This window comes from Micromonospora sp. NPDC047738 (assembly GCF_040642675.1).
Taxonomy (GTDB): Bacteria; Actinomycetota; Actinomycetes; order Mycobacteriales; family Micromonosporaceae; genus Micromonospora.
Genome location: NZ_JBEYSO010000009.1, coordinates 249,131 through 273,343, shown reverse-complemented (window position 1 = coordinate 273,343; position 24,213 = coordinate 249,131). Strand labels below are relative to the sequence as shown.

The following is a 24,213-nucleotide window of genomic DNA, read 5'->3' as shown; positions in this document are numbered from 1 at the left end:
GAGACGGAGTAACGCCGCACCGAGGTTGCTCGTACTGGTCGAGAGGCCGATGAGTGTCGTGGACTCGACGCGCTCGTGGCGGGTTGCTGTCGATTGGGCCGGCGTTCGTTCGACATCGCTGGTGTGGCTGATCGCCGGCGAGGCAACCCGGCGTGCCGGCATCGATGCCAGGGCGCGGCACCCTGGGCAGACACAAACCTGCCCGACCGAGGAGCTGCTGTCCACCGCACGGTCCGTTTGACAACCGTCATCGAGACTCGTCCGTGGGGCGCTGCGCCTTGTCCCCGTCCAGGGAGGCTGGACGGTCTGGCGACTGTCCGACGAGGAAATCCCCTACTAGCCTTGGAGCCGCTGCGCCCAGTACACCTGCCCATCGGACCCCAGGTAGACCAAGGCCAGCAGCAGGTCCGACATCGCAACCGGTGCAGTGGCCGCCCTAGCCGCCGCCCGTTGCGGCCCCTCCAGATACCGGAAGGGCGCGACGAACGTAAGCGGCGAAGCGGCCCCGTCGTACACGGCCAGTCTGGAGCCGTAGCTCCACCAGGTGTTTCCCTCTCTGACGTCGCCCGCGCCCTGCAGCCAGGGATAGCGCTCCGGGATCTTGTTCTCCACTCCGGCGTACCCGGCGCTGATGGCCTCCTGCCGTGGCGACGATGCGCTGAAGCTTCCCACCTTGCGCTTGATGCGCTTGTCAATGAGGAAGATCGCGAAGTATCCGCCATCGAGTGGCTTGGGCGGGGTCTGCCAGGAAACCCGCCCGAGCACCAACTGGTCGCGTCCGCTGGACAGTGGGGCGTATACCTTGTTGCCGAGCGCGGCCTGAGCCTCCTCGTGGCCGACAAACTGAAGTGAGGACTTGATGGCCAGCGCTTCCGGGCCGTACGGCGGGTGGTTGTGCCACCAGCGCCAGCCAATGAAGGCCACCACTGCCAGGATGACCGCCAACACCAGCCCGGTCCTTCGCCACGTCATGGGCGATAGTGAAGCATGCGATCACCAGACGACCAGCCCTCCGTGATCTTCTGCTGGCCCGAAGGCCGGCATGGGCCATCCGTGGGCCAGTAAACCGTGGCCCGCAGCGGGCACGAGCGGGCACGAGACGCGACCGGGCCGACCGCCGCCCACAGGCGGTTCGGGCATCACGACCGCTTGAGCACGGGCCTCCAAACTGGCGCTCCGGGTCCAGCGCAACGAACGGCCAGTTAGTGGTACAGCCAAAAGGCGGCACAGCAGAGAAACAGCACCAGCAGAAGGCCCGAGACGAGCAGCAGCACGAGTGGTGTGAGCAGTTCGTTGCGCGCCGTCGGCGCTGAGTCCGGCGGCGGACTGCCGTCGGCGGGTGCGGGGGAGGGCATGTCGTGCATCCTGCGCTACCTGTTCTTCGTCCTCGAGGCTGCCTAGTGCGACAGCGCGCAACGACCGGATAGATGCCTTCGCCGCCGACCCTGGCTAACCGCTGGCGGCTGCGGGGTGGTGTGGCCGGGCTGCCGGCGCACACCACCCCGCCTCGGGTTCGGAGAAAGGTGTGGTCAGGTCACTTGGTGTCGGTCGCGGTGAGGGTGAACGGGACCGCGGCGCCCAGCCACAGCTGGGTGAGGATGTAGCGGGTTCCGCTGGGGATCGTGCCGGACTCGTCCGCGGCCGAGGAGGCCGCAGCGCCGAGCAGGGTGCATGACTCGTCGTAGAAGTACAGGTCGAAGTCGTACGGGGCAATGCTTTCGCTTTGCACGTGCGCCTCGTGGGCGCCGTCGCCGAAGCTGTCCGGCAACGCGGTGACCCAGCCGTCGGCGCCCTGCGCCGGTGCCGCCGGCACCGCACAGGTCGTCTTGAACGCCGTGGCGGTGATGCCGGTGGCGTCGTCGGCTGTCCCGGTGGACGGGTTTCCGGTGGCGATGACGCCGGTGTCGGTCACCGGAGCGTCCGGCGGTGACGGTGGCAGTGGCTCGACTCCGGTGGCGGTGGGGGAGAAGACCTGCAGCTCGGCGGTCTGCACGTCCGTCTTGGTCTCGCCGAGCGCGGTGTCGGCCCAGAACCGCACGTACTGCGCCTGTACCGGCTTCGGCAGGGTGAACTGCTTGTAGTGCAGGTCGGGCGCGGTCGGCCGAGGCGCCTGGTAGGTGAAGGCGTCCGCCTTGGTCAGGGCGGTCTGCCAGTTCGTCCCGTCGCTGGAGGCCTGCAGGGTGAACCCGCGCAGTCCCTCGAATCGGGCGGTGGCGAAGGCGCTGACCTGGATCGACGAGATCTGGGCCGGGGCGGCCAGTTTGATCACAGCGTTCCCGGTTCCCGGGGTGGTCTTCCAGGTGCTGGCCTCGGTGTCGTCGATAAGGCGGGCGGCGCCGGTCGTGGTGGTGGACACGATGGTGGCGCCGTTGGCGGCGGAGGCCAGGTTGGGTGCCAGGGCAAACCGCAACGCCGAGGTCTTGCCGGCGGTGACCTTGATGCTCGGGAAGGTCCGGGCGCCGAAGCCCTCGGCCGCGATCGTCACCGGGTAGGTGCCGGCGGCCACCGGCGCGGAGAACCCGCCGTCCGTTGACGACGTCCGCAGCGCCGTGACCCTGGCTTCGAACATGCCGAGCATGATGCGGGCACCGGGGATGGGCTTGCCGGTGGCCGCGTTGACGACGGCGCCGGTCAGGGTGCCGTTGCGGGCCGGGTTCGGGTGCTCGTAGGAGGGGGTGGGGTCGGTGTCGTCGCCGCCGTCGCTGACGGCATGTAGGCCCAGGCCGCGCTTGGCGAAGGCGCCGTAGACGACGTCCACGAGGGCGGCGTAGTCGGAGCGGCTGTGGTAGCGGTTGTCCAAGGCGGTGCGGATGGCGTCGCGCATGTCGATGAACGACGGGTCGGCCGGGGACAGCGGCATCGCGTCGGTGATCAGCCGCGCAGCGATCTCACCACCGGTGGCCTCCCCGTACCGGGCGACGAGTGCCTTGCGCATGTCCCACAGGATGGTGGTCCAGATCTCCCCGTCCGAGTGGACCTCGGGGCCGCCGAGGTCGTATCCGACGTCGCCGTATCCGGTGGGGTTCTGGTCGTAGCTCCAGTTGCGGATGCCGCGTTCGGTGTTGCCGGTGGCGTGCTGGCCGACCACGGCGGTGGTGGCGAGCTGGTTGCCGTAGAGGTAGTTCAGGGCATACCAGTCGCCCCAGCCCTCGCCCATCGAGCCGGACTGGTGGGTGTTGAGGGCGTTGTCCTCGCCGCTGACGTACCGGTTGGACAGCCCGTGCGCGTACTCGTGCTCGATGACGGAGGCGTCGAAGTTGCCGTCGGAGTACGGCCCTTCGAAGGTGTCGTTGACCGGCTCCCACAGGAACATGCCGCTCCAGGCGGGGATGCCGTCGGGGAGGGTGAGCATGTAGGCGTTGTCGCGGCCGGTGTAGGTGGGGGCGCCGCCGGTGGCCGCCCCGGCGTGGACCAGCCCCAGCACGGGGTCGCCACCCTGCCCGCCGTTGCCGCCGTTGTTGACCTGGAAATTGCCGGCGGACTCGGTGAAGCCCAGCGCCCGAAGCTCGTCGTGGATGCGGTTGTGGTGCCAGAACAGGTTGGTCGCCGCCGGATCGAGGTCCTGGACGTAGGCAGGCGGCACGGACTGGCCCTTGCTGCGGGCCCAGTTCGCGGTGTACGGGTAGTTGAACTGCCCGGTGAGGCTCACCGGCCGCGGCCCCTGGTCGGCGGGGACCAGGAAGTTCGAGTAGTTGGCGTAGGTGTTGGCGTTGTTGCCGAGCGTCGTCGGGCCCGCCAGGCCCGCCAGCCCGGTCGGGTCGACGTAACCCGAGGGAGACTGGGCGGTCGGCCCGAACGATTTGCGCACCGGGGCGCCGCCGGCCGGGGCTCCCGGGTAGTTCTCGTATACGGTGCCTTCGGCGTCGTGCGCCACCAGGGACGCCTGGTACAGCGTTTCCCCGGTCGCCGCGTCGACGACGGTGTCCCACGCCTGGTCGAGGGCCTTGATGAACAGCACCCGGTAGGCGGGCCGGGCGCCGTCCCGGGTCGGGAACGCCGCCTTCTGTACGTAGGACTCGCCGGCGAACGGTCCCTTGGCGAACACCTGGTAGCCGGCGCGGTCGCCGACCGGCACAGCCGTGAAGGACACCCCGGGGGCGAGCTTGCCGGCCACGCCCTCCAGCACCTTGGCCGCGGAGAGCTTGTGCGTGGCCAGCAGCGCGCCGCTCCGGGCGGAATTGCCGGCGTAGGAGAGAACCTTGCCGTCGCTGGTCACCGCCACGCCGAGGCGGCCACCGCGCACCGCCGGCAGGCCCGCGTACGTCTGTGCGAAGTTCACCACGTGCGTGCCGGTACCGACGAGTTCGTGGTCGCGTACGACAGTGAGCGACGCGACGTCCGTCGCTGTGAGGCCGAACGCGTCACGGTTGGCGTCGATGAACGACCGGGCCACCGAGGCGGGATCACCCGACCTGGGCCCGGTGAGCCAGCCGCCATCCTTGCGGATCGTCCGAGGCGTGCCGAACCGCCCGTCCCAACTGACCCGGGTACCGGCGCCCGACGCGGCGACCAGGTCGCGCACCGCGGCCAGCTGGACGTCGGTGGGCCGCACGGACTGCGAACCGCGTCTTATGTCAAGCCTGTCGATACCTGCAGAGCCGACATCGACGACGGCAGAAGCGACAGATGGGCTGAGTGTGAGAACCAGGGCGAATGCCGCCCCGACCGCGAACGGTCGACGAATACCCATCGAGACTCCTCTGCGGGTCGGTACCTGCCTGCGCCCGTGCCGGTGCCGGCTGTCTGTCGTACAGGACATCGACGGGGACGCCTGGGCCGCAACAACGGGGTGCGGAGGGGATGTCCGCGCGATGGGTGTGGTTGTCGACGCGCGCCGACCAACAAGAGCATGACTCGATCAAGAGGGGCGTTGGGTCGTCATGCGACTTCCGGGCTCTGGGGCCTGGTCGGGGTGGTGGTTGGCAGGTCAGATGGTGATGACGACTTTCGCTCGCGCGTGTTCACCTTCGAGGTACCGGATGGCTTGGGGCACCTCGTGGAGCGGATAGGTCCGGTCGATGACCGGGGTGAGGCGGCCGGCCTCGGCGTGGGCGCGGAGTGTGTCGAGGTGTTGCCAGCTGGGTGCCGTGGTGAGTGTGACGATGCGGTGTCGAACGAAGGGTGCCAGCAGTCGTCCGCGTGTGATGAGCCAGACCGGTCCGATGAGACTGCCGCCGCGGTACACGCCACCGCCGGAGAGCACCAGCGTCCCGGTTGGGACCAGCGCCCGCCGTAGCGCGGTGAGGGTGCGGTTGCCGACCAGGTCGAACACGGCATCGTAGCGGCGTGCGTCGTGGGTGAAGTCGTCTCGGGTGTAGTCGACGACGTGGTCGGCGCCGAGGGAGCGGACCAGGTCGACGTTGCGGGTGCTGCACACCCCGGTCACAGTCGCGCCGAGCAGCTTGGCCAGTTGGACGGCCAGGGTGCCGACGCCGCCGGAGGCGCCGTTGATGAGGACGCGGTGGCCGGGCTCGACCTGCGCGACGTCGCGCAGTCCCATGAGCGCGGTGATACCGGCCAGCGGCAGGGCGGCCGCCTGCTGCGGCGTCAGGTTCGCCGGCTTCGGCGCGACGAGGTTCTCGGGCACGCATACGTACTCGGCGAACGCGCCGTTGGCTTCGCCGAGGTCGCCGAAGACGGTGTCGCCGGGACGCACCTGTCGAACGTGGGTGCCAACGGCCTCGACCCGGCCGGCGAAGTCGCGGCCACGGATGCGTGCTCGGGGCCTTGATCGGCCCATGGCCAACCGTGCCATCCATGGATCGCCACGCATGGCATGCCAGTCGTACGCGTTGAGCGCGGCGGCCTCGACCCGTACGAGCACCTCGTGGGCGGCGGGCACCGGCGCGTCGACGTCCGCGAGCGTGAGGGTCTCCGGCGGGCCGTATCGGTCCTGGACGATCGCTCTCATTTCCCCTCCCTCAGGTGTACGGCGTACACCTCATAGCAGCAGATTAGGTGTACGCCGTACACCTGTCAAGGCGGTTATGGTTCAACCGTCGCCGGAAGACGAGGACCGAGATGGTTGAGCAGGCTGAAACGCTGCGCCGGACGCCGCTGAGCAGGGACCGGGTCCTGCGCGCCGCCGTCGCGCTCGCCGACGAGACCGGGATCGAGTCCCTCAGCATGCGCAACCTCGCCCAGGATCTGGGCGTCGTGCCGATGGCTCTCTACAAGCACGTGGCCAACAAAGACGAGCTGCTCGACGGCATGATCGACGTGGTCGTCGGCGAGATCGACCCGCTGATGCCCGGCGCCGACTGGAAGCACATGGTCCGCCGGCGCATCCTCTCGGCACGGCAGGTGCTGCAGCGCCACCCCTGGGCGCCGCTCGCGATCGAATCGCGGAACATGGCGACGCCGGCCATCCTCGCCTACCTCGACTCGATGGTCGGGGCGTTCCGGGCCGGCGGGTTCTCCGCCGACCTCGCCCACCACGTGATGCACGCGATGGGCAGCCGGATTCTGGGCTTCAGCCAGGAGTTGTTCGACGCCTCCCGGCGCGCCGGCCGGTCCGGCGCGGCCAACCCGGACCCGCCGGCGGCGCTACCACCGGAGGCCGCGGCCCGGTTCCCGCACCTCGCGGAGATCGCCACAGCGGCGTCTCACGACAACGCCTCGGTCGTAGGGCAGGGCTGCGACGACCAGTTCGAGTTCGAGTTCGCGCTGGACCTGCTGCTGGACGGCATCGAACGGCTGCACCAGCAAGGCTGGACGTCGTCGCGCCGACCCCGGTGAGACGGCCAGGCTGGGTGCGTAGCGATCCGGCGAAAGTCTAGGAACCCATTCGCCGGCTTCGAAGAGTCCACAAAGGGTAGCGTTCCCAGGCCTCGACGCGGTGCGACTGCGCGGGCGGCCCCACGTGAGGCTGCCACGCACAGTGAGCGCCTCTTGACACATCCTGGACCTTGTGGGAATGTGCGCAGATAGCCGGAGAGTCGCGCACTAACGATCGTCAGCGCGGAGGCTGGCGTGCCGTCTTCGAAAGGAGACACATGCCTAGCAGACGAACGCTCCTATCGGGACGGCCCGCCGTGAAAGCCCGGATGGGCGCGCGACGGAGGGGAATGCCCGCACAGCTCGGCGCGCTCGTCGCCGCTGCGAGCGTCGCGGTGGCGACCACATTGCCCATCTCTCTCGCAACTGCGGCTCCGGCAGCCGCAGCAGCAGTCCCACTGCCGGCGATCTGGCCGCCGCCCCAGTCCGTCGAGGACAAGAAGAACCTGGTTCCGGTCACGCCCAACGCTGCACTCGTGACGGGTGCGAAGACCGATCCGTCGGCGGTCGCCGTGGTCAACCGAGTGCTGACCGAGGCGGGTGTCACGAAGGTGAGGATCGTGTCCGACAAGGATCCGGCACCGGACGCCGGGATCATCCTCTACATCGGCGGGCCGAGCGAGAACTCCGCCTCCGACGAGGCCCTCCAGGAGATCGGCATCGCCGCCGACGCCACCGGCCTGCCCCGCGACGGCTATGTCCTGGGCATCGGCAAGGGTAGCGACGGTAACGCGAGGGTGGTCCTGGACGGAGTCGACCCGACCGGTACGTTCTACGCCGCGCAGACCCTGCGCCAGCTCCTCGTGCCGCACTCCGGCCGGGACGTGTTTCCTGCCGTTGCCATCCGAGACTGGCCGGCCATGCCGCTGCGCGGGGTGATCGAGGGTTTCTACGGGCAGCCGTGGTCGCAGCAGGACCGGCTGAGCCAGCTGGAGTTCTACGGCCGTACCAAGCAGAACATCTACGTCTACTCGCCCAAGGACGACCCCTACCTGCGGGAACAGTGGCGCCAGGCGTACCCGCCGGACAAGCTCGGCCCGATTCAGGAACTCGTGGCGACGGCGACGAGCAACCACGTCGAGTTCACCTACGCGCTCTCGCCGGGTCTGTCCGTTTGTTACAGCTCTGACCGCGACAAGCGAGCACTGGTGGACAAGTTCCAGTCGCTGTGGAACATCGGAGTACGTTCGTTCGCAATTCCGTTGGACGACATCAGCTACACGACATGGAACTGCGCCGAGGATGCGGCCAAGTTCGGCACGGGCGGCGGCGCGGCGGGCGCGGCACAGGCGTTCCTTCTCAACCGGGTGCAGCACGAGTTCATCGCCACCCACCCCGGCGCCGAGCGGCTGCAGATGGTGCCGACGGAGTACTACGACGTCAGCGACTCGCCCTACAAGACCGCCCTCCGCACCCAGCTCGACCCGGCGGTGATCGTCGAGTGGACCGGTGTCGGGGTGGTGGCTCCGGTCATCACCACCGTCCAGGCCAAGAGCGCGCGCGAGGTCTTCGACCACGACATCCTGGTGTGGGACAACTACCCGGTCAACGACTACGTGACCAACCGGCTGCTGCTCGGTCCGTACGTCGGGCGCGAGCCCGGCATCGGGCAGCATCTCGTCGGTGTGACGGCCAACCCGATGGTTCAGGCCGAGGCGTCGAAGATCGCGGAGTTCACGTCCGGTGCCTTCCTCTGGAACCCCGAGGCGTACGACGCGGCGCGGGCGTGGGAGGCGGCGCTGCAGGACATCGGTGGTCCGGCATGGCCGGCGCTGAAGGTCTTCGCCGAGAACAACTACTCCTCCAACATCGATCCGGTCGAGTCGCCGACCCTCAAACCGATGATCGACGCGTTCTGGTCGGCCTATGAGCGCGGCGAAGGGCTCAAGAGCGCGGCAGCCGGGCTCGAGGACTACTTCGGCCGGATGGCGAGCAGCCCGGCCGCGCTCCGTACCGGGCTGCGAAACCAGGCGTTCCTGGACGAGGTCAAGCCGTGGCTGGACAAGCTCGGCCGCTACGGTCAGGCGGGCCAGCACGCCGTGCGGATGCTGCTGGCACAGCGGGCGGGCGACGGCAACGCGGCGTGGGCCGAGCGTCAAGCGCTCAACACGGCGCGGGCCCAGGCCGATGCGATCAGCCAGAGCGTTGCGCCGGGAGTGATGCCTTCGTTCCTCGAACGGGCCACGTCAGCAAGTGACCGCTGGCTCGGGACGACCGGCGGAAGGGCGAGGGGCACGACCTCGATGGGGCAGTGGCAGGCCAACTCGCCGGCCAACATGGTCGACGGGGACCTCACCACGTTCTACTGGAGCGACCGGGCCGCGGACTCCGGCGCCTACGTGGGAGTCGACCTCGGGTCGGTTCAGCAGATCAGCACGATCGACCTTTACATGAGTAAGCCCACCAGCCCGACGGACTACATCCGCCAGGGCACGCTGGAGTTCTCCACCGACGGATCCACCTGGACCGCCATCGGCACCTACACCGACCAGCCCGAGATTCACGCCAGCGTCCCCCCAGGGACCAAGGCGAGGTACGCCCGGATGCGCGCGACGGCGGCACAGAGCACCTGGGTGGTGGTCCGGGAGTTCCAGGTCGCCGTGGTTGGCGGCACCAAGCTGACGGCGACCGGCACTCCGCCGCCAGCCACCGGATCCAGCCTGGCGAAGGCCGTCGATGGTGACGTCGGTACCCCGTATGTCGCGGACCGGGCACCGCAGCCCGGCGAGTTCCTCCAGGTCAGCATCTCGCCGGCCCGTCCCGTCGACCAGGTGGTGGTCCTCCAGTCCGGCACCGCGGCGACAGCTGCGGTCCAGGTCCGCTCCGCCGACGGCACCTGGACCACCATCGGCGTCCTGTCCGGCGGCTACACCCAGCTCGACGCGGCAGGCGTGAAGACCGACGCGATCCGGCTCGCCTGGCAGGACGCCTCCGCCGCACCGCGGATCAACGAGCTGATTCCGTGGTTTGCCGACGCTCCGGTCGCTGATCTCTCCCTCGACCCGGCGATGGTTGACGTCGAGGCGGGCGGGCAGCCCGCGAGGACGACAGCACACCTGGTGCCGGCCCGCATTGCGGACCTCACCGGCACCCTGACCGTCACCGCACCGGAGGGAATCTCCGCGCAACCGGCGAGCCAGCCGACCACGATCTTCCGTGGCCAGGACACGGCCGTCCCCGTGGCCGTCACCGTCCCGGCTGGCACGCCGACGGGGACGTACGACGTTCGGGTGACCTTCCGCCCAGCGAGCGGTGAGCCGGTCAGTGCGGTGCTGACGGTCCACGTCTATCCGAAGACCAGTGGCACCAACGCTGCGCTGGCCACGAACGGTGGCACCGCCTCGGCGTCAACCACCGAACAGAACCTCTCCCAGTTCACCCCCGATCATGGGATCGACGGTGATCGCACGACCCGCTGGTCGTCCAACCACACGGACAACGAGTGGCTGCAGGTGGAACTCGCGCAGCCGCAGCGGGTCGGCAAGGTCGTTCTGCGCTGGGAGACGGCCTACGGCCGGGCGTACCGGATCGAGACCTCTGCCGACGGCACGACCTGGACGACCGCGGCGGCCGTGACCGCGGGCGACGGCGGGACAGATACCCTGCGCTTCGATGCGCCGGCGGCGAAGTTCGTCCGGATGCAGGGCGTTCAGCGTGGCACGGGATACGGCTATTCGCTCTATGAGATGGAGGTCTACCCGGTCGCGCCGTAGCGGAGGTTGCCCCGAGACGCAGCTGTTCTCCGGTGGCCTTCCTCGGCCCCACTATCCTGAGCGGGTGATCAGCAAGGTGCGGGTGGCGGTGGCGGCCGTCGCGGTCGGGGCAGCATTGGCCGGGTGTGCCGCCGAAGGCCGCCCGGCAGCCGAGTGGAAGCCCCCAGCCGCCACGACGTCGAACGCCACGGCATCGCCGAGTGGCACCGAGCCGGGCGTGGCCCCGCCGGTCGAGCTGCGGCTGGCTTTCGCGGGCGACGTGCACTTCACGGGCCGCACGCTGCGTCTGCTCGACGACCCGGAGACGGCATTCGGTCGCATCGCCGCGGTGCTACGCGACGCCGACCTCACCTTGGTCAACCTCGAGACGGCGGTGACGAACCGCGGCACGCCGCAGCCCAAACGCTATCAATTCCGATCGCCGGAGACCGCGTACTCGGCGCTTCGCGCGGCGGGGATCGACGCGGCATCGATTGCCAACAACCACACCCTCGACTACGGCCAGGTGGGGCTGCTCGACACCCTCGACGCGGCGGCGGCCGCGGACTTCCCGGTGTTCGGTGCGGGGCGTGATGTCGACGCGGCGTACGCACCATGGCTGAGCACCGTGAAGGGCGTGCGGATCGCGGTGCTGGGGATGTCGCAGGTGCACGAGCTGGCCGCGCAGTGGAAAGCGACGGAAACCCGGCCGGGAATCGCGATGGCGTTCGACGAGGCCCGCGCCACCGCCGCGCTGCAGGCAGCCCGCCAGCAGGCCGACCTGGTGATCGTCTTCATGCACTGGGGCGTCGAGGGCAACTCCTGCCCAACCGGGGAGATGAAGACGTTCGCCCGCCGGATGGCCGCCGCCGGAGCGGACATCGTGGTCGGAACCCACGCGCACACCCTGCTCGCCGACGGTTGGCTCGGTAAGACCTACGTGCACTACGGGCTCGGCAACTTCCTCTGGTACAGCGAGTCGCACAGCACCGACTCCGGAGTCCTGCGGTTGACCGTGCGTGCGCGGACGGTGACACGCACCGAGTTCCTGCCAGCGACGGTGTCGGACACCGGGCAGCCCGTGCTCGTGTCCGGCGCGGCCAGCGAGCGGATCGAGGACAAGATCGCTACGGCGAAGAGGTGCACCGGCCTCACGACGAAACGGCCTTGACACCGTCACCGTGCCTGCTCCGGCGGCCGCCCTGCGGGCACAACGCCTGGTCGGCCCTTGGCAAGCTGCCCCGGCTCGGGCACTCAGCAGGCCGAGCGCCGCCCGCGTGGTGGTCGACAGCCAATCTGCCGAACGCGCGCAAGGGTGGGGTGACGACCGAGGCGCGCGGATATTGTGGCGCGCGGCGACGACCGGTCGCCGCCGCTTGCTCGCCGAGAAGAGGTGTCTGTGATGGCCGATGCGCCGATCTTGGTGCTTGGGGCGACCGGCGGCCAGGGCAGCGCCGTCACCGAGGCGTTGTTGGGCCACGGCGCTCGGGTGCGGGCATTGGTGCGCGACCCGAAGCGGGGTGCGGCTCGCCGGTTGGCCGACCGGGGTGTCGAGGTGGTCGCGGGGGCCGACGTACTTCTTCGACAACGCCCTCGGCGGGGCGGATCGCATTCGCAGTGGGCTGCTCGATCTGCCGCTGCCGGCGGATCGGCCGCTGCAGCAGCTTGCCCGCACCGATCTCGGCGTCTTCGCCGCGCAGATACTTCGCAACCCCGCCCCCTATGTCGGGCGGCGCATCGAGCTGGCCAGCGATGCCCCTACCCCCGCCCAGATGGCGACCGCGCTGAGCGCGGCGCTGGGACGGGAAGTGCACCACGAGAGGGTGCCGCTGGCCGAGGTCGGCAATCCGGACATGCGCGCGATGTGGACATTCTTGAATGGGCCGGGCTACCAGGTCGACATCGCCACGCTGCATGCCGCCCACCCCGAGGTTCGTTGGACCAGCTTCGCCGATTGGGCCCACCACACGTTCGGATCCGTCCGGTGAACACTCCCAGGGGCCTTCGCTGGTCCGGCGAGCTGCCGGCGGCCAGCTACCGGGGCGTACTCCCAGCGTCGTATCCGTCCGGGGTAACCAGGCCGTTCTGGTAGGCGAAGACCACCAGTTGGGCCCGGTCCCGCGCGCCGACCTTGACCATCGCCCGCGAGACGTGGGTCTTGGCAGTGAGCGTGCTGACCACCAGGCGGGAAGCGATGTCATCGTTGCTCAGGCCAGCGGCGACGAGTTGCACCACCTCCCGTTCCCGGGCGGTGAGCAGGGCCAACTCCGGCGGCGCCGGCCTCGGCCGGGCGGCCGGCTGATCCGCCCCGACCGAGCGTCTGATCACCGCTCGGGTGACGCTGGGCGACAGCAACGCGTCGCCGCGGGCAACCACGCGTACCGCCTGCAGCAGATCGTCCGGGTCGGTGTCCTTGACCAGGAAGCCGCTGGCCCCGGAGCGGAGGGCGGCGAACACGTCGTCCTCCTCGGCGAAGGTGGTCAGCACCAGCACCCGTACGCCGGACAGTTGGGCGTCGCCGGTGATCCGGCGGGTCGCGGTGACCCCGTCCACATCGGGCATCCGGATGTCCATGAGCACCACGTCCGGGCGGAGCTCCCGGGCCAGCGCCACCGCCGTACCGCCGTTGCCGGCCTCGCCCACCACGTCGATATCGGGCACGCCTTCCAGCAGCGCCCGGAACCCCGCCCGGACCAGGGCCTGGTCGTCGACGAGCAACACCCGGATCACCGCGCCCCACCCTCCAGCGTCTCCCGGGCCGGCGACGTCCCCTCCGGCGCATTCCGCGGCAGTATCGCCCGGACCTGGAAACCCCCACCCGGCCGCGGCCCCGCCTCAAACCGGCCGCTCAGTGCCTCGGCGCGTTCCCGCATCCCGGTCAACCCCCGCCCGCCGAACGGCGTCCCGCCGGCACCGGCGCCCACCCCGTCGTCGCGTACCTCTACCCACAGCGAGTCCGGCACCGCCCGCAGCAGCACCTCGGCACGAGCGGCCGCCCCGGCGTGCCGCAGCACGTTGGTCAGCGACTCCTGCACGATCCGGTACGCCACCTCGTCCAGCGCTGCGGGCAGCCGCTCGCCGGACAGCTCGCTGTTCACCTCGACCGGCAAACCCGCCGCCTGCACCGCGGCCAGCAACTCGGGCAGCCGGTGCAGTCCCGTGTCCCGCTCCGCTTGCCCGCGCCCCCGCAGGTCCGGCCCCGCCGAGCCCGGCCTGCCGTCGGAGCGCAGCTGACCGAGGGTGGCCCGCATCTCGGCCAGCGCCGCCTTGCCGGTGCCCCGGATGCTCACCAACGCCTCCCGAGCCCGCTCCGGCTCTGCGTCCAGCAGCCGCAGCGCGGCGGCGGACTGGACGGTAATGGTGGCGATCGCGTGCCCCACCGTGTCATGCAGGTCACGGGCGATCCGCAGCCGTTCCTCGGTGACCAGGCGCCGCGCCTCCAACTCGCGCTCCCGTTCTGCCTGGTCCAGCCGGTGCCGCACCTCCGCGGTGTACGCGGACCGGCTGCGCATCAACGCGGCGAGCAGCACCGCCACCGCCAGCGTCGTGGCCTGCGGCAGGAACGCGGCGAGCAGTTCCAGCGGCGGCATCTCCCGGTGCACGATCAGCACGACGGCACCGACCGCCAGGAAGGACACCGGTACCGGCACCGCCCACCACAGGCGGCCGGCGCGGGCCGCGTCGTACAGCGGTACCGCGAGCACCAGGGCCGGCGGGAAGCCCGGATAGTTGAGGGCGTAGAACAGCAACAGCACCGCTGAGACTGCGTACAGCACGACGGTCGGGTACCGCCGGCGCAGCAGCAGCGGTACCGCCATCGCCACTCCGAGCAGGTACGCGAACCAGTCCCGGTCGACCGAGCCGTCCTCGTTGCCGGTCGCTATCGCGATCTCGGCGGCGACCAACACCGCGAGCGCGATTCCGGCGTCCACCATCCACCGCCGCAGCACCGCCCCGCCCCTCAACACGCGCTCACCGTATGCGCCCGCACGCGCGATCCGCCATGGGTCATCCCGCCGACGAGGAGCGCAAACCCCTGTTCACGCTGCGGTGACGCCCGCCCACCCCGGACGGGCGTCATCGCAGCGTCGCCCTGAAGAAATCGACCACCATGTCGGTCAGCTCCTGCGTCGACGGTCGCTGTCCGGGGGTGGCCAGGGTGTGCCCGGTGCCGGCGACCTCGACGAACTCTGCCGGCACACCGGCGGTGCGCAGCCGCTCGGCGAACCGGACGGACTGGCGCGGCGCGATGTCCTCGTCCTGCGCGCCGTGCAGGATCAAGAACGGCGGCGCACTGCCAGTGACGTGGTTGATCGGGCTGGCCGAGTGGCGGGTAGCCGTGGATGTACCGATACCGGCCCAGAGCAGGAACCGGATGAACGGCGGCGCGTCGGCGAAGTCGTTGAGGTCGGTGGGGCCGAACATGTCCACCACGGCCTGGACCGCGCTGGACTGCTCGGCGTACGGGCCGGTCCCGTCCTGCCGGCCGGTCAGACCCAGCATCGACGAGAGCCAACCACCGCCACTGGCACCCCACGTACCGATGCGGGATGCGTCGATACCGAGGTCGGCGGCGTGGGCCCGGAGGAACCGGACCGCGCATTTGGCATCATCGAGCGGGGCGGGCCACGGGGCGGCGGGGGTCAACCGGTAGTCGATCGAAGCGACGACGTAGCCATCGGCGTTCAGCCGCTTCCGCAGCGGCGTGAACAGCGCCGCCTGATGGTTGGACAGTGACGCGCCAAGCCCGGAGAGTTTCCGGTCACCGAGTACCAGGCCACCGCCGTGGATGTACATCGCCACCGGGGCGCCCCGGCCGGGCGTCGCCGCACCGGCCGGTGGGGTGTAGATATCCATGGCCAGCGGGACCCCGTCGATTCGGCAATACTCCACTGTGCTGCGCTTCCCGGCGGGCAAATGGCGCGGCGGCACGGTGTCGCCGGGGAAGCCCGCTCCCGCCAACCCGTCGCTGGCTCCGCTGAACCCCACGAACGTGGCCAGGAGCACGACCAGCGTCACCGGCGTGACGGCGACCGCCTCCGCCACCCGGCGCAGCCGCGGCCGGCGCCGAGCCTGCGCCTCGGCGCCGCCGGAGCGGGCCATCGCGCGCAGAACCCACCCGATGCCGAATCCCGCAACGCCGATGACCTGCAGCCCCGCGCAGAGGTAGTCGACGAACCCGATCACCGAGTCCGCCGGTATCCACGGCGAGGGACCAGGTAGGACCGGCGTGCGGCGGGTCAGGAACCACACGACGAGTACGGCCAGCGCCGCGCCGGCAGCCAACACCACCCGACGCGACGCCGGGCGGGCCAGCACGCGGGCAACCGTGACCAACTGTGCTGTGCCCAGCGCGGCGAACAGCAGCGCGTACGGCCACGAGGTGCGCCACACTGCGGCCAGCGGAGCGAGGTAGATCAGGGCGCCGGCCGTCACGGCCAGCAGCGACGTGACCAGCAGGGGGCCCCGGCGCAACGGCAGGTGCTCTGCCGCGGGGGTCAGGACGGCGTTTGCGGCGGGTGGGGACAGCGACGTCTCTGGCATGCCACCGATCGTCGCGACCCGGACGCACGCCATCGTCCGCCCCCGGGAGGCAACCACCGCTCGCCGGTACTACTGTCGCCTACTCCGCCCGCAGTAGCCGCGCGAGCGACTGTCTCCCGCCGGCGGACGATCCCGGCCGCCCGATTGGGACAGCATCGCAGGCATGTCCATCGCATTCGCTTCCTCGTCCGGCACGACTATCGGTGTCACCGGTACTCGCGGTCTGCGTACGGCAGCCCTCGGGGCGCTCGGCTTCGACGTGTTCTACGTGATCCATCGGCTGCTGCAAGGGCTCGGCCCGGACGGGGACACTCCCGCCGCCGTCGCCGCGTTCAACGTGGCGCACCGGGCGGCACTGGTGGCCAGCGAGGTCGCTGTCGGCGCGGCGTTGCTGGCGGCGATCGCGTTCGTCGCGGCCTTGGCGCCGGTCGTACGTAGGGCTGGTCAGGACACGCTCGCCACCGCGATCGCGATCAGCGGCACGGTGTTCGTCACGCTCGGGTTCGTGTCCCAGGCCGCCGAGACCGCCCTCGTCGGCGCGGCCGGCGCGGGCGACCCGTCAGCAGTGCTGGCACTCAACCAGCTACAAGGACGCACCCCGATCGTGTGGAGCATCACCGCGCTGACCGCCACGGTTTCCCTCAGCGCACTTCGCACCGGGCTGCTGCCGAAGTGGCTCGGCGTCGGCGGGCTCGTCGCGGCTGGCGTGTTCGCCCTGGGCGCGATCTTCAGCGTCCTCGGCCGGACCGTCGAAGGCAACTCTTCCCTTTTCGGTGTCAGCCTGTTCATCGTGTGGATGCTGCTGCTGGCGGTGTTCCTGTGGCGGGTCGCCGGCCGAGTAGCCCGGTCAGAATCCGAGCAGGAACAGTAGCTCGGAGATCTGCTGCTCGGCGCGGGGCCGGACCACCTCGGCGGCATGCTGGCCCTGCGCCCCGGGCACTACCTTGTGCTGATGGCGTTGCCACTGATCAGCTTCGCCTCGTTACGCATGCTGCCCACCCCGCCGGACCGTCGGCGGCCCCTCGTCCGCCCCGGCGACCCGTGACTGAGCCCCGACCGTCGCATCCCGCGCTGAGTCTGGACGACACCGTCCATCAGCGGGTACGGCTCGGCATCCTGACCGTGCTGAGCGAGACCCGGGAGTGCAAGTTCGCCACCCTGCGGGACGAACTGGGGCTCACCGACGGCAACCTCAACCGCCACCTGCGGATCCTGGAGCAGGCCGAGCTGCTCCAGGTGAACGAGGGGTACGAGGCCCGTCGCCCGTGCACCTGGCTGCGGCTGACCCGGCAGGGGCGCGCGGCGCTGCGGGCCGAGGTCGCCGCGCTGGAGCAGTTGGTGCACCGGTTGCGCGCGGCCACGGACGAGCCGGAGGCCGGCTGAGGCGCAGGCGGCCCCGCTGGCCGGGCAGCACCAGTCGGCGCCCGTGCCCATCAGGTTTGCTGCCAGCGGATCTCGCCGCCGACGACAGTCGTCATGACCTTGGTGCGGAGCACCGCGTCCGGTGACTCCCGGTAGGGGTCGGTGTCCACCGCGATGAAGTCGGCGAGCTTGCCGGGCGCGAGGACGCCCTTGCGGTCCTCCTCGCCGGCGGCATAGGCCGCGCCCAGGGTGTGGGCGGTGACGGCCTCGGCCATGCTCAGCCGCTGCTCAGGCTGCCAGCCACCGGCCGGAGTTCCGTCGGGGCGGGCACGGGTCACCGCGGAGTACAGCGCGGCGAACGGGTTGGGATGCTCGACCGGGGCGTCGGAACCGAAGGCCAGCGTGACGCCGGCGTCCAGCATCCCGCGCCACGCGTAGGAGGCCAGCTCGTGGCCGGCCAGCAGGGCGTCGACCAGATCGATGTCGCTGGTGCAGTGCACCGGCTGCATTGACGCGACGATGCCCGACCTGGCCATCCTGGCCAGGTCGGCGGGCCGCAGGTGCTGCGCGTGCTCGATGCGGTGCCGCAGCCCCGGCGTACCGCCGACCGCCTCGTAGGCATCGATGACCAGGCGGTTGGCCTGATCACCGATGGCGTGCGTGGCCACCGCGATGCCAGCTCCCGTGGCCCTGGCGAACAGCCTGACCAGGTCCTCGTACGGGGTGACGGCGATGCCCACGTTGCCCTGCTCGCCGGCGAAGGACCTGCTCATGTGGCAGGTGTGCGAGCCGAGCGCGCCATCGCTGAAGATCTTCACGGGCCCGGTGCGGAACCAGTCGTCGCCCTGCCCGGTGCGGCGGCCCTCGGCAATGGCCGTCTCCAGGTGCACCATCGGGATCGCCTTGTGGACGCGTAGCTTCAGCTCGCCGGCGTCGCGCAGAGCCAGGTAGGCGGCCCGGCAGTCCTCGCCGTCGATGTCGTGCACGCTGGTCAGGCCGAGCGCGAGCAGCTCCTCCTGCGCGGCGAGCAGCAGGTCGCGCAGGTCGGGGGAGACCATCAGGTCGCGCAGCGGGTACGAGGCCGCCTCGCGCAGGATGCCGGTCGGCTCTCCGCTCGCGTCCCTGACGATCTCGCCGCCCATCGGGTCGGGCGTGCTCGCGTCGATGCCGGCCAGCCGCAGGGCCGCTGAGTTGGCCCACACCGTGTGGCCGTCCGCGTTGGGCAACGCGACCGGCAGTTCGGGACAGACCGAGTCCAGCGCGTACCGGTCCGGCTGCGCCGGCGGATCCCAGGTGTTGCTGTTCCAGCGTCCGCCGAACAGCCAGGCTCCCGGCCGCAGCCGTGCCGCGTGCGCGGCCACCATGGCGAGGGCGTCGTCCAGGGAGCGCACCTCGCGCAGGTCCACGGCGCCCAGGCTCTGCGCGTACTGCGCGGTGTGGATGTGGGCGTCGTAGAGCCCGGGCAGCACCGCGGCGCCCTCCAGGTCGATCAGCTCCACACCGTGGCCCGCGGCCGCCCGAACCTCCGCCTCGCGGCCGACGGCCAGCAGGCGACCCCGGTCCACGGCCATGGCCTCGGCCAAGGGGTTGCCGCTGTCTCCCGTGTGGATGGCGGCGTTGCGATACACGCGGATGCTCATGTGACTCTCACGGTCTCGAGGGGCGGTGATCCACCACTTTGCCATCCTCTACCTACGCCCCACAGGGACACCCACCGGGTATGCGGTTCGTCCGCGCCGCGATCGGCGCGTGCACCCCGGTGCGGATCGCCGAAAGATGACGAGCATGCCGGACGTGCCCGTATCACCAATCGGACCTGCTGCAGCCCGAAAAGGCTGAACAGCCCGGCCCAAGATCCGTGATAGACAGCTGTGGTGGGTGCACTGCGTGATCTCGGATTGTCTGAAGTGGCCGAACGCGCCTACCTCGCCCTGGTGCAGGGAGGTCCTCGACACCGCGAGGAGCTCGCCGCACGGCTCGAGACCGATGTGGTTGCTGTCGATGTCGCGCTCGACGAGCTGGTCGGCCTCGGCCTCGTGGAGCTCACCGGGGAGAGGTGCGTCCCGCTGCCGCCACGGTTCACCCTCGAGGTCCTCGCAGAACAGCACCTGCGTACCGCCGCAGCGGCCCGAGAGAGCTCCGAAGTGCTGGGGCGGCTGTGGGCGGAGCAGTCACCCCTGCCCGTCTACCTGGAGGTGCTCACCACCACGGACAGCACGTACGCGGCGCAGGAGAAGTTGCACCGCGAGGTGCGCGGCGAGGTCATGGCACTCTCGGTCGGACCCGTCGGCAGTGACCCACCCCAGTTGGCGCAGGCACCGGGGTCCTTCGAGGCGATGAGTCGGGGTGTCACGTACCGCGTGGTCTACAGCGCGGACATCCTTCGGCAGCCCACGGCGATGGCGCTCGTTCAACAGGCGATCCTGGTGGGAGAATCCGCCCGAGTCTTCCCGAACGTGCCCTGCAATCTCACCATCGCCGACAGCCGAAGGGCGGTCCTCACCGCACCCATGCCCGGTGCCGAGCGTCTGCACGGGCTGGTGATACTCGGCGGCGGTTTCCTCGACGCCCTGATCGGCGTCTTCGAGTCGTTCTGGGCACTTGGCGTGCCGATCTCGGCCATTCCCGCGGACGGCGCGCTCGATGCTGGGCCCAGCGAGTCGAACCGGCATCTCCTCACCTTGCTCGGTGCGGGCCTCACCGACGAGTCGATCGCGCGGGAGCTGGGCGTGAGCGAGCGTACCGTCACCAGGAGGATCGCCGCCCTGCAGAAGTCACTCGGCGCCCGCAGCCGGTTTCAGCTGGGTGTGCAGGCAGCGCGACGAGGCTGGCTCTGAACGGGAGCCGCGATCGCAAGGCGGCGAAGCTGAACAGCATCGGCGGCGCGGGGGCACGGCGGGCCGCCCGTAGCGGACGGCCCGCCTGCTCAGGAGCGCAGTCTCACTCGTTCGCGTCCGGCGCGACGAACACCGGCAACTGCTCCTCGAACTTCAGATCGATGGTGAGCGTAGGCAGGATGTGACCCTGCTTCTGTGCGGCACTGGCGAGGTCCGCACCCCAGGTTGAGGCCCTGAGCCGCTGGTTCGGGGTGCCATGGTGGCCGCCCGAGGTGAACGAGCAGTCTCCGACCTCGTAGAAGGCCCGCTCCGCCTCCAGGACCCGGCGGGTGTTCAGGGCCAGACCGCGCGCGTGGGTGACGAAGTAGGTGCCGAACGCGTCGGCCATCAGCTCGGTGCGACGCGTGGCCTCCGGACCGGTGAGCGGGCTGTCGAACAGGCCGGCTTCGTACTGGACGTGGTGGGCCATCTCGTGGCCGAGCACCGCACGCGGGCCGGCGTCGCTGATGCCCAACACCTCAAGCGCAGTGAACATGCCCTCGCCGAAGACCATCTTGTCGGGCAGGTTGGCGAAGGGCGGCTCGGTCTCGTCCACGGCGCTGAACGCGAAGGCGTTGAGGGTGAAGAGCGGGCTGTCTCCGCCGGCGAGGCCGGGAGCGGAGTCGATGATCCCGATGAGCTGCTCGGCGATGCTGAGGGCGTCCTCAGGGCTCAGGCCCCAGAAGAGCGTGACCATTCGGGCGACCCGCTCCGGATCCTGCAGCATGTCGTTCTGCATTGCGAGGAAGTCGACATCGTCGAGCGGCACGTCCCAGAACTTCTTCGCGGCGCGGAAGGCCACCGACATCGAGTTCTGGTACTGCGCGGGCAGGCCGTAGTCGGCCTGGTTCGCCGACGAGCCGTACAGCACCGCGTCGTAGGTCGGATAGTCGAGGACCCCGAAGATGAGCAGGACGAACAGGGTGCCGAAATCGATGCCGCCGACGATTTCGTCCACCCAGGCGCTGAACGCGGTGTCGCTACACACGTAGTCGTCGGGGTCGATGGCTGCGGCGATGGCGTTCTGCAAGCCGGACGGCTCGATGCCGGACTCGGCCCGCACGGCCGCCAGCCGGGCACGCCAGTCCGCAGGTAGTTGTGCGGCGATCTTGTCGATCTTCGCCTGGGCCACCGGGTCGCTTGTGGTGCCGGTGGCGAGGTCGTAGGTGTAGGTCTGCGACGCGGTCGTCGCGAGGGCTGGATCCGCTGCGGCGGCCGGCAGTCCGGGCCCCACGATGAGGGCCATACTGGAGACTGCGGTGACCAGCCAAAGGGCGTTCTTCCTCATGTACGCTCCGTGGGTTGTCGTCCAACCACCGTCCGCATCGCGGACGGTTCCGGTCCAGCCAGCATCGGCTCCGGCTCGACGAAGCGACAGGGTTCGACGGTGGCGGGAAGTCGCCATGACCGAGATCAGACGCACTGGCGGTAGAGCACGAAGCGTGGACGCACCCAGCCCATCCACACGGTCGAGGCAGGCGAAGCCATGACAGCCGATCTCCGATAGGGAATCAGCGGGCGGGAGAGCGACGCCGAACGCTCCGGACGGCGGCGACCAGGGCCAGCCCGCCCGCGATGAGAATGGGCAGACCGATCGACAGGATGGCGAGCAGCCCCAACGCCCCCAGCAGCACCCCCGACGCCGCCAGCGCCCAGCCCCGCCGGGGCGCTGCGTAGAACGCCCCGTAGCCGGCGAGGACCGCGGCCAGCGCCAGCGCGGTGACCACCCAGGCGAGGGGCTGGTCGCCCTGCTGGCGCATCACTCCCAGGTAGAGGCCGAGCATGAGCACCGCGATCAACGCCGCGGCGCCGGCCAGCAGATCGGCCCCGCTTCGCCATCGGGAAGCCATGGTTCATGGTCGCAGATCCCCTGGCGGCAGCCAACGGCCAGCGGAGTAGCTATAGGCACCGTTCGCCGGAACCCGCGTGCCCCTGCCGGTGTCCTTGTAGTGGCTGAGGGACTCAGGCCATCGGCAGGCGGGATCGTCCGGGGGTGTGCGATGGGCTCATGGAGCAGGGTGGTGCTGGGATCGGTGCTCCTGCTGGCGGGGTGTACCACCACGGGGCGGTCGGCCGCGCCGGCCAGCACGGTCTCGCCGCGCGCGGCCGCCGGTTGCCCTTCGCCGATCGAGATGGGACCCCTGCCCGACTGGGCGGACGAGGGGTTCAGCGGCGGCGGTTCGGGACCGCCGCATGTCTTCGGCGTGAAGGGCGAGATTCTCGGGGTGCTCTTCGGTTACCCGCTGTCGCAGCACCCGGCTGACGGGCACAACAACAAGATCCTCTGGGTCGCCCGGCCCGCCCCGGCACCGTCCGACACGACATCGCCGGACACCCTGGTGATCACGGCGACGCTGGACGGCACCGACACCCGGGTGACCCACGAGGTCAGCGGCGGTCCCGGCCCGTCGATCATCGACGTGCCGCGGGCCGGCTGCTGGCACCTCGAACTCCGCTGGTCCGGGCGCACCGACACCATGGACCTCGTCTATGCCGAAAGTTAGGTCCCGGGCCCGCACCCCGGCCATCTGGTCGTCGTCCGGACCGTTGTCAAGCCGCACTGCGGCGGATCTGGGTACGGTGCCGGGGTGGAGATTGGATTCGCCGTGCCCGTGTCCGGGTCGTGGGCCACGCCGGAGCACATGATCCACGTTGCCCGCCGGGCCGAACAGCTCGGCTACCACTCGCTTTGGACATTCCAGCGCCTGCTGGTACCCGCCGACCTCGCCTGGAGCGAGTCCTATCACAGCGTCCAGGATCCGCTGACGACGCTGGCTTTCCTCGCCGCCCACACCGGGCGGATCCGGCTCGGCGTGGCGGTGCTCAACATGCCGTTTCTGTCACCGGTGGTGCTGGCCAAGCAGGCCGCGACCCTCGACATCCTCGCCGGGGGGCGACTCGACGTCGGACTCGGTCTCGGCTGGGCGGACGAGGAATATCAGGCCACCGGCGCGAGCCGGCACCAACGGGGCCGGCGGGCCGAGGAGTTCCTCACCGTGCTCCGTACCCTCTGGCAGGACGAGGTCGCGGCGCACGACGGCGCGTTCTACCAGGTCCCGCCGACGCGGATGCAGCCGAAGCCGGTGCAGCGACCGCACCCGCCGATCCTGCTCGGCGGGCACGCGCCCGCCGCGCTGGACCGGGCGGGGCGGCTCGCCGACGGCTGGGTCAGTGGCAGCCAGGCCGACCTGAAGGGCATCGGCGAGGCGGTCGCGACGGTGAAGGCCGCCGCGGCCGGCGCGGGCCGGGACCCGGAGGCGCTGCGCTTCGTCTGCCGAGGTGCCGTTCGGGTACGCGCGGCCAGCCCGCCCGACCGTGAGCCGCTCACCGGCACGCTCGACCAGATCCGGTCGGATCTGGGTGCACTCGCTGCGGCCGGCATCACCGAACTGTTCGTCGACCTCAACTTCGACCCGGAGATCGGCTCACCACGGGCGGACCCGTACGCGTCGTTGCGCCGCGCCGACGAGGTGCTCGACGCCCTCGCCCCCGGTCGGTGAGCCGGCCCGGAGACGTCCCGGCTCGGTTCACGCCGCCGGGTCCGCTGTTCCCTCGGCGGCCGACCACGCCGACCACCGGGTCACCGTGACCGCGACCACCGGCCCGTCCGGCGGCCGGGCCACGTACTGCGGATACTTGTCGCACAACGCCGCGCGGGCGGCGTCCTCCTCCGCCGGGTCCACCACCACCCGGCCGTGCCCGTCCAGGCGTACCCACCACAGCGTCGACCAGTCCTCGGCGTACTCGTCGACGAGCAGGCAGGCCCGCCCGGTCGCCTGGATGTTCTCCAGGCGCCGTAGCCGGCGGTGGCGCTTGGGTTTGCGGTCCACCGCGTGGTAGACCGCGTCGCCGAGCAGGACGAAGCACACCGGCACCAGGTGCGGGCGGCCGTCGGCGCCGACGGTGGCCAGCCGGGCGACCCGGGCCGAGGCGACCCGCTGCCGCAGGTCGTGGGCGGGCAC

20 protein-coding genes and 1 pseudogene are annotated in these 24,213 nt (G+C 70.4%); 11 read left to right on the top strand and 10 right to left on the bottom strand.

Annotated elements, in window-relative coordinates; translation table 11 throughout:
* Window positions 1–49: 49 nt before the first annotated feature.
* Complete coding sequence (locus ABZ783_RS17840) at window positions 50–241, top strand: hypothetical protein (protein ID WP_357439178.1); 192 nt, start codon at window positions 50–52, stop codon at window positions 239–241.
* 95 nt (window positions 242–336) lie between these two features.
* On the opposite strand, the gene ABZ783_RS17835 is transcribed toward ABZ783_RS17840, so the two are convergent.
* The 3 genes from ABZ783_RS17835 to ABZ783_RS17825 form a co-directional block, all read right to left on the bottom strand.
* Window positions 337–948, bottom strand: coding sequence for a hypothetical protein (locus ABZ783_RS17835; RefSeq protein ID WP_357439175.1), 612 nt, complete (start codon window positions 946–948; stop codon window positions 337–339).
* Window positions 949–1,534: 586 nt separating this feature from the next.
* On the bottom strand, window positions 1,535–4,552 hold the full coding sequence (locus tag ABZ783_RS17830) for a M36 family metallopeptidase (protein WP_357439172.1): 3,018 nt from the start codon (window positions 4,550–4,552) through the stop codon (window positions 1,535–1,537).
* Between the two features lie 375 nt (window positions 4,553–4,927).
* Window positions 4,928–5,911: an NAD(P)-dependent alcohol dehydrogenase gene (locus ABZ783_RS17825; protein ID WP_357439170.1), complete on the bottom strand. Its 984-nt coding sequence runs from the start codon at window positions 5,909–5,911 to the stop codon at window positions 4,928–4,930.
* A gap of 110 nt (window positions 5,912–6,021) precedes the next feature.
* Between ABZ783_RS17825 and ABZ783_RS17820 the strand changes: the two genes are divergently transcribed.
* The 5 genes and pseudogenes from ABZ783_RS17820 (at window position 6,022) to ABZ783_RS17800 (ending at window position 12,457) form a co-directional block, all read left to right on the top strand.
* Window positions 6,022–6,738, top strand: a complete 717-nt coding sequence (locus ABZ783_RS17820) for a TetR/AcrR family transcriptional regulator C-terminal domain-containing protein (RefSeq protein ID WP_357439167.1) — start codon at window positions 6,022–6,024, stop codon at window positions 6,736–6,738.
* Between the two features lie 257 nt (window positions 6,739–6,995).
* A complete protein-coding gene (locus tag ABZ783_RS17815) occupies window positions 6,996–10,490 on the top strand; it encodes a beta-N-acetylglucosaminidase domain-containing protein (protein WP_357439164.1) in 3,495 nt (1,164 codons plus the stop codon).
* A gap of 64 nt (window positions 10,491–10,554) precedes the next feature.
* Window positions 10,555–11,640, top strand: coding sequence for a CapA family protein (locus ABZ783_RS17810; RefSeq protein WP_357439161.1), 1,086 nt, complete (start codon window positions 10,555–10,557; stop codon window positions 11,638–11,640).
* A gap of 231 nt (window positions 11,641–11,871) precedes the next feature.
* Window positions 11,872–12,150 (top strand): annotated as a pseudogene (locus ABZ783_RS17805) (NmrA family NAD(P)-binding protein); the annotation flags it as partial.
* Complete coding sequence (locus ABZ783_RS17800; RefSeq protein WP_357439282.1) at window positions 12,080–12,457, top strand: NmrA family NAD(P)-binding protein; 378 nt, start codon at window positions 12,080–12,082, stop codon at window positions 12,455–12,457. The pseudogene ABZ783_RS17805 and the gene ABZ783_RS17800, both read left to right, overlap by 71 nt.
* Window positions 12,458–12,503: 46 nt before the next feature.
* On the opposite strand, the gene ABZ783_RS17795 is transcribed toward ABZ783_RS17800, so the two are convergent.
* The 3 genes from ABZ783_RS17795 to ABZ783_RS17785 all read right to left on the bottom strand — a co-directional run bounded on the left by ABZ783_RS17795 (window position 12,504) and on the right by ABZ783_RS17785 (window position 16,013).
* Window positions 12,504–13,199 carry a response regulator transcription factor gene (locus ABZ783_RS17795; RefSeq protein WP_357439158.1) on the bottom strand — a complete coding sequence of 232 codons (696 nt, stop codon included), beginning with the start codon at window positions 13,197–13,199 and terminating at the stop codon, window positions 12,504–12,506.
* On the bottom strand, window positions 13,196–14,437 hold the full coding sequence (locus tag ABZ783_RS17790) for a histidine kinase (protein ID WP_357439155.1): 1,242 nt from the start codon (window positions 14,435–14,437) through the stop codon (window positions 13,196–13,198). The genes ABZ783_RS17795 and ABZ783_RS17790 overlap by 4 nt, the downstream gene beginning before the upstream one ends.
* A gap of 109 nt (window positions 14,438–14,546) precedes the next feature.
* Entirely contained in the window at window positions 14,547–16,013 is a 1,467-nt protein-coding gene (locus tag ABZ783_RS17785) for an alpha/beta hydrolase (RefSeq protein WP_357439152.1), read from the bottom strand.
* A 163-nt stretch (window positions 16,014–16,176) separates the two neighbouring features.
* Here ABZ783_RS17785 and ABZ783_RS17780 point away from each other — a divergent pair, with 163 nt between their 5' ends.
* Entirely contained in the window at window positions 16,177–16,884 is a 708-nt protein-coding gene (locus ABZ783_RS17780; RefSeq protein WP_357439149.1) for a hypothetical protein, read from the top strand.
* Between the two features lie 170 nt (window positions 16,885–17,054).
* Window positions 17,055–17,396, top strand: a complete 342-nt coding sequence (locus tag ABZ783_RS17775; RefSeq protein ID WP_357439147.1) for a transcriptional regulator — start codon at window positions 17,055–17,057, stop codon at window positions 17,394–17,396.
* Window positions 17,397–17,446: 50 nt separating this feature from the next.
* Here the strand turns inward: ABZ783_RS17775 and ABZ783_RS17770 are convergent, their stop codons facing one another.
* Window positions 17,447–19,015 (bottom strand): amidohydrolase, encoded by a 1,569-nt coding sequence (locus ABZ783_RS17770; RefSeq protein WP_357439145.1) that lies wholly within the window; start codon window positions 19,013–19,015, stop codon window positions 17,447–17,449.
* Between the two features lie 234 nt (window positions 19,016–19,249).
* On the opposite strand from ABZ783_RS17770, the gene ABZ783_RS17765 reads away from it, so the two are divergent.
* Complete coding sequence (locus tag ABZ783_RS17765) at window positions 19,250–20,212, top strand: LuxR C-terminal-related transcriptional regulator (RefSeq protein WP_357439143.1); 963 nt, start codon at window positions 19,250–19,252, stop codon at window positions 20,210–20,212.
* Between the two features lie 103 nt (window positions 20,213–20,315).
* On the opposite strand, the gene ABZ783_RS17760 is transcribed toward ABZ783_RS17765, so the two are convergent.
* Together ABZ783_RS17760 and ABZ783_RS17755 are read right to left on the bottom strand one after the other, a co-directional pair.
* On the bottom strand, window positions 20,316–21,539 hold the full coding sequence (locus tag ABZ783_RS17760) for a hypothetical protein (protein ID WP_357439141.1): 1,224 nt from the start codon (window positions 21,537–21,539) through the stop codon (window positions 20,316–20,318).
* 223 nt (window positions 21,540–21,762) lie between these two features.
* Window positions 21,763–22,101, bottom strand: a complete 339-nt coding sequence (locus ABZ783_RS17755) for a hypothetical protein (protein WP_357439139.1) — start codon at window positions 22,099–22,101, stop codon at window positions 21,763–21,765.
* Between the two features lie 282 nt (window positions 22,102–22,383).
* On the opposite strand from ABZ783_RS17755, the gene ABZ783_RS17750 reads away from it, so the two are divergent.
* Window positions 22,384–22,755, top strand: coding sequence for a hypothetical protein (locus tag ABZ783_RS17750; RefSeq protein WP_357439137.1), 372 nt, complete (start codon window positions 22,384–22,386; stop codon window positions 22,753–22,755).
* An 84-nt stretch (window positions 22,756–22,839) separates the two neighbouring features.
* Window positions 22,840–23,751 (top strand): TIGR03619 family F420-dependent LLM class oxidoreductase, encoded by a 912-nt coding sequence (locus tag ABZ783_RS17745; protein ID WP_357439135.1) that lies wholly within the window; start codon window positions 22,840–22,842, stop codon window positions 23,749–23,751.
* Between the two features lie 27 nt (window positions 23,752–23,778).
* Here ABZ783_RS17745 and ABZ783_RS17740 read toward each other — a convergent pair whose 3' ends face one another.
* A complete protein-coding gene (locus tag ABZ783_RS17740; RefSeq protein ID WP_357439133.1) occupies window positions 23,779–24,213 on the bottom strand; it encodes a TIGR03668 family PPOX class F420-dependent oxidoreductase in 435 nt (144 codons plus the stop codon).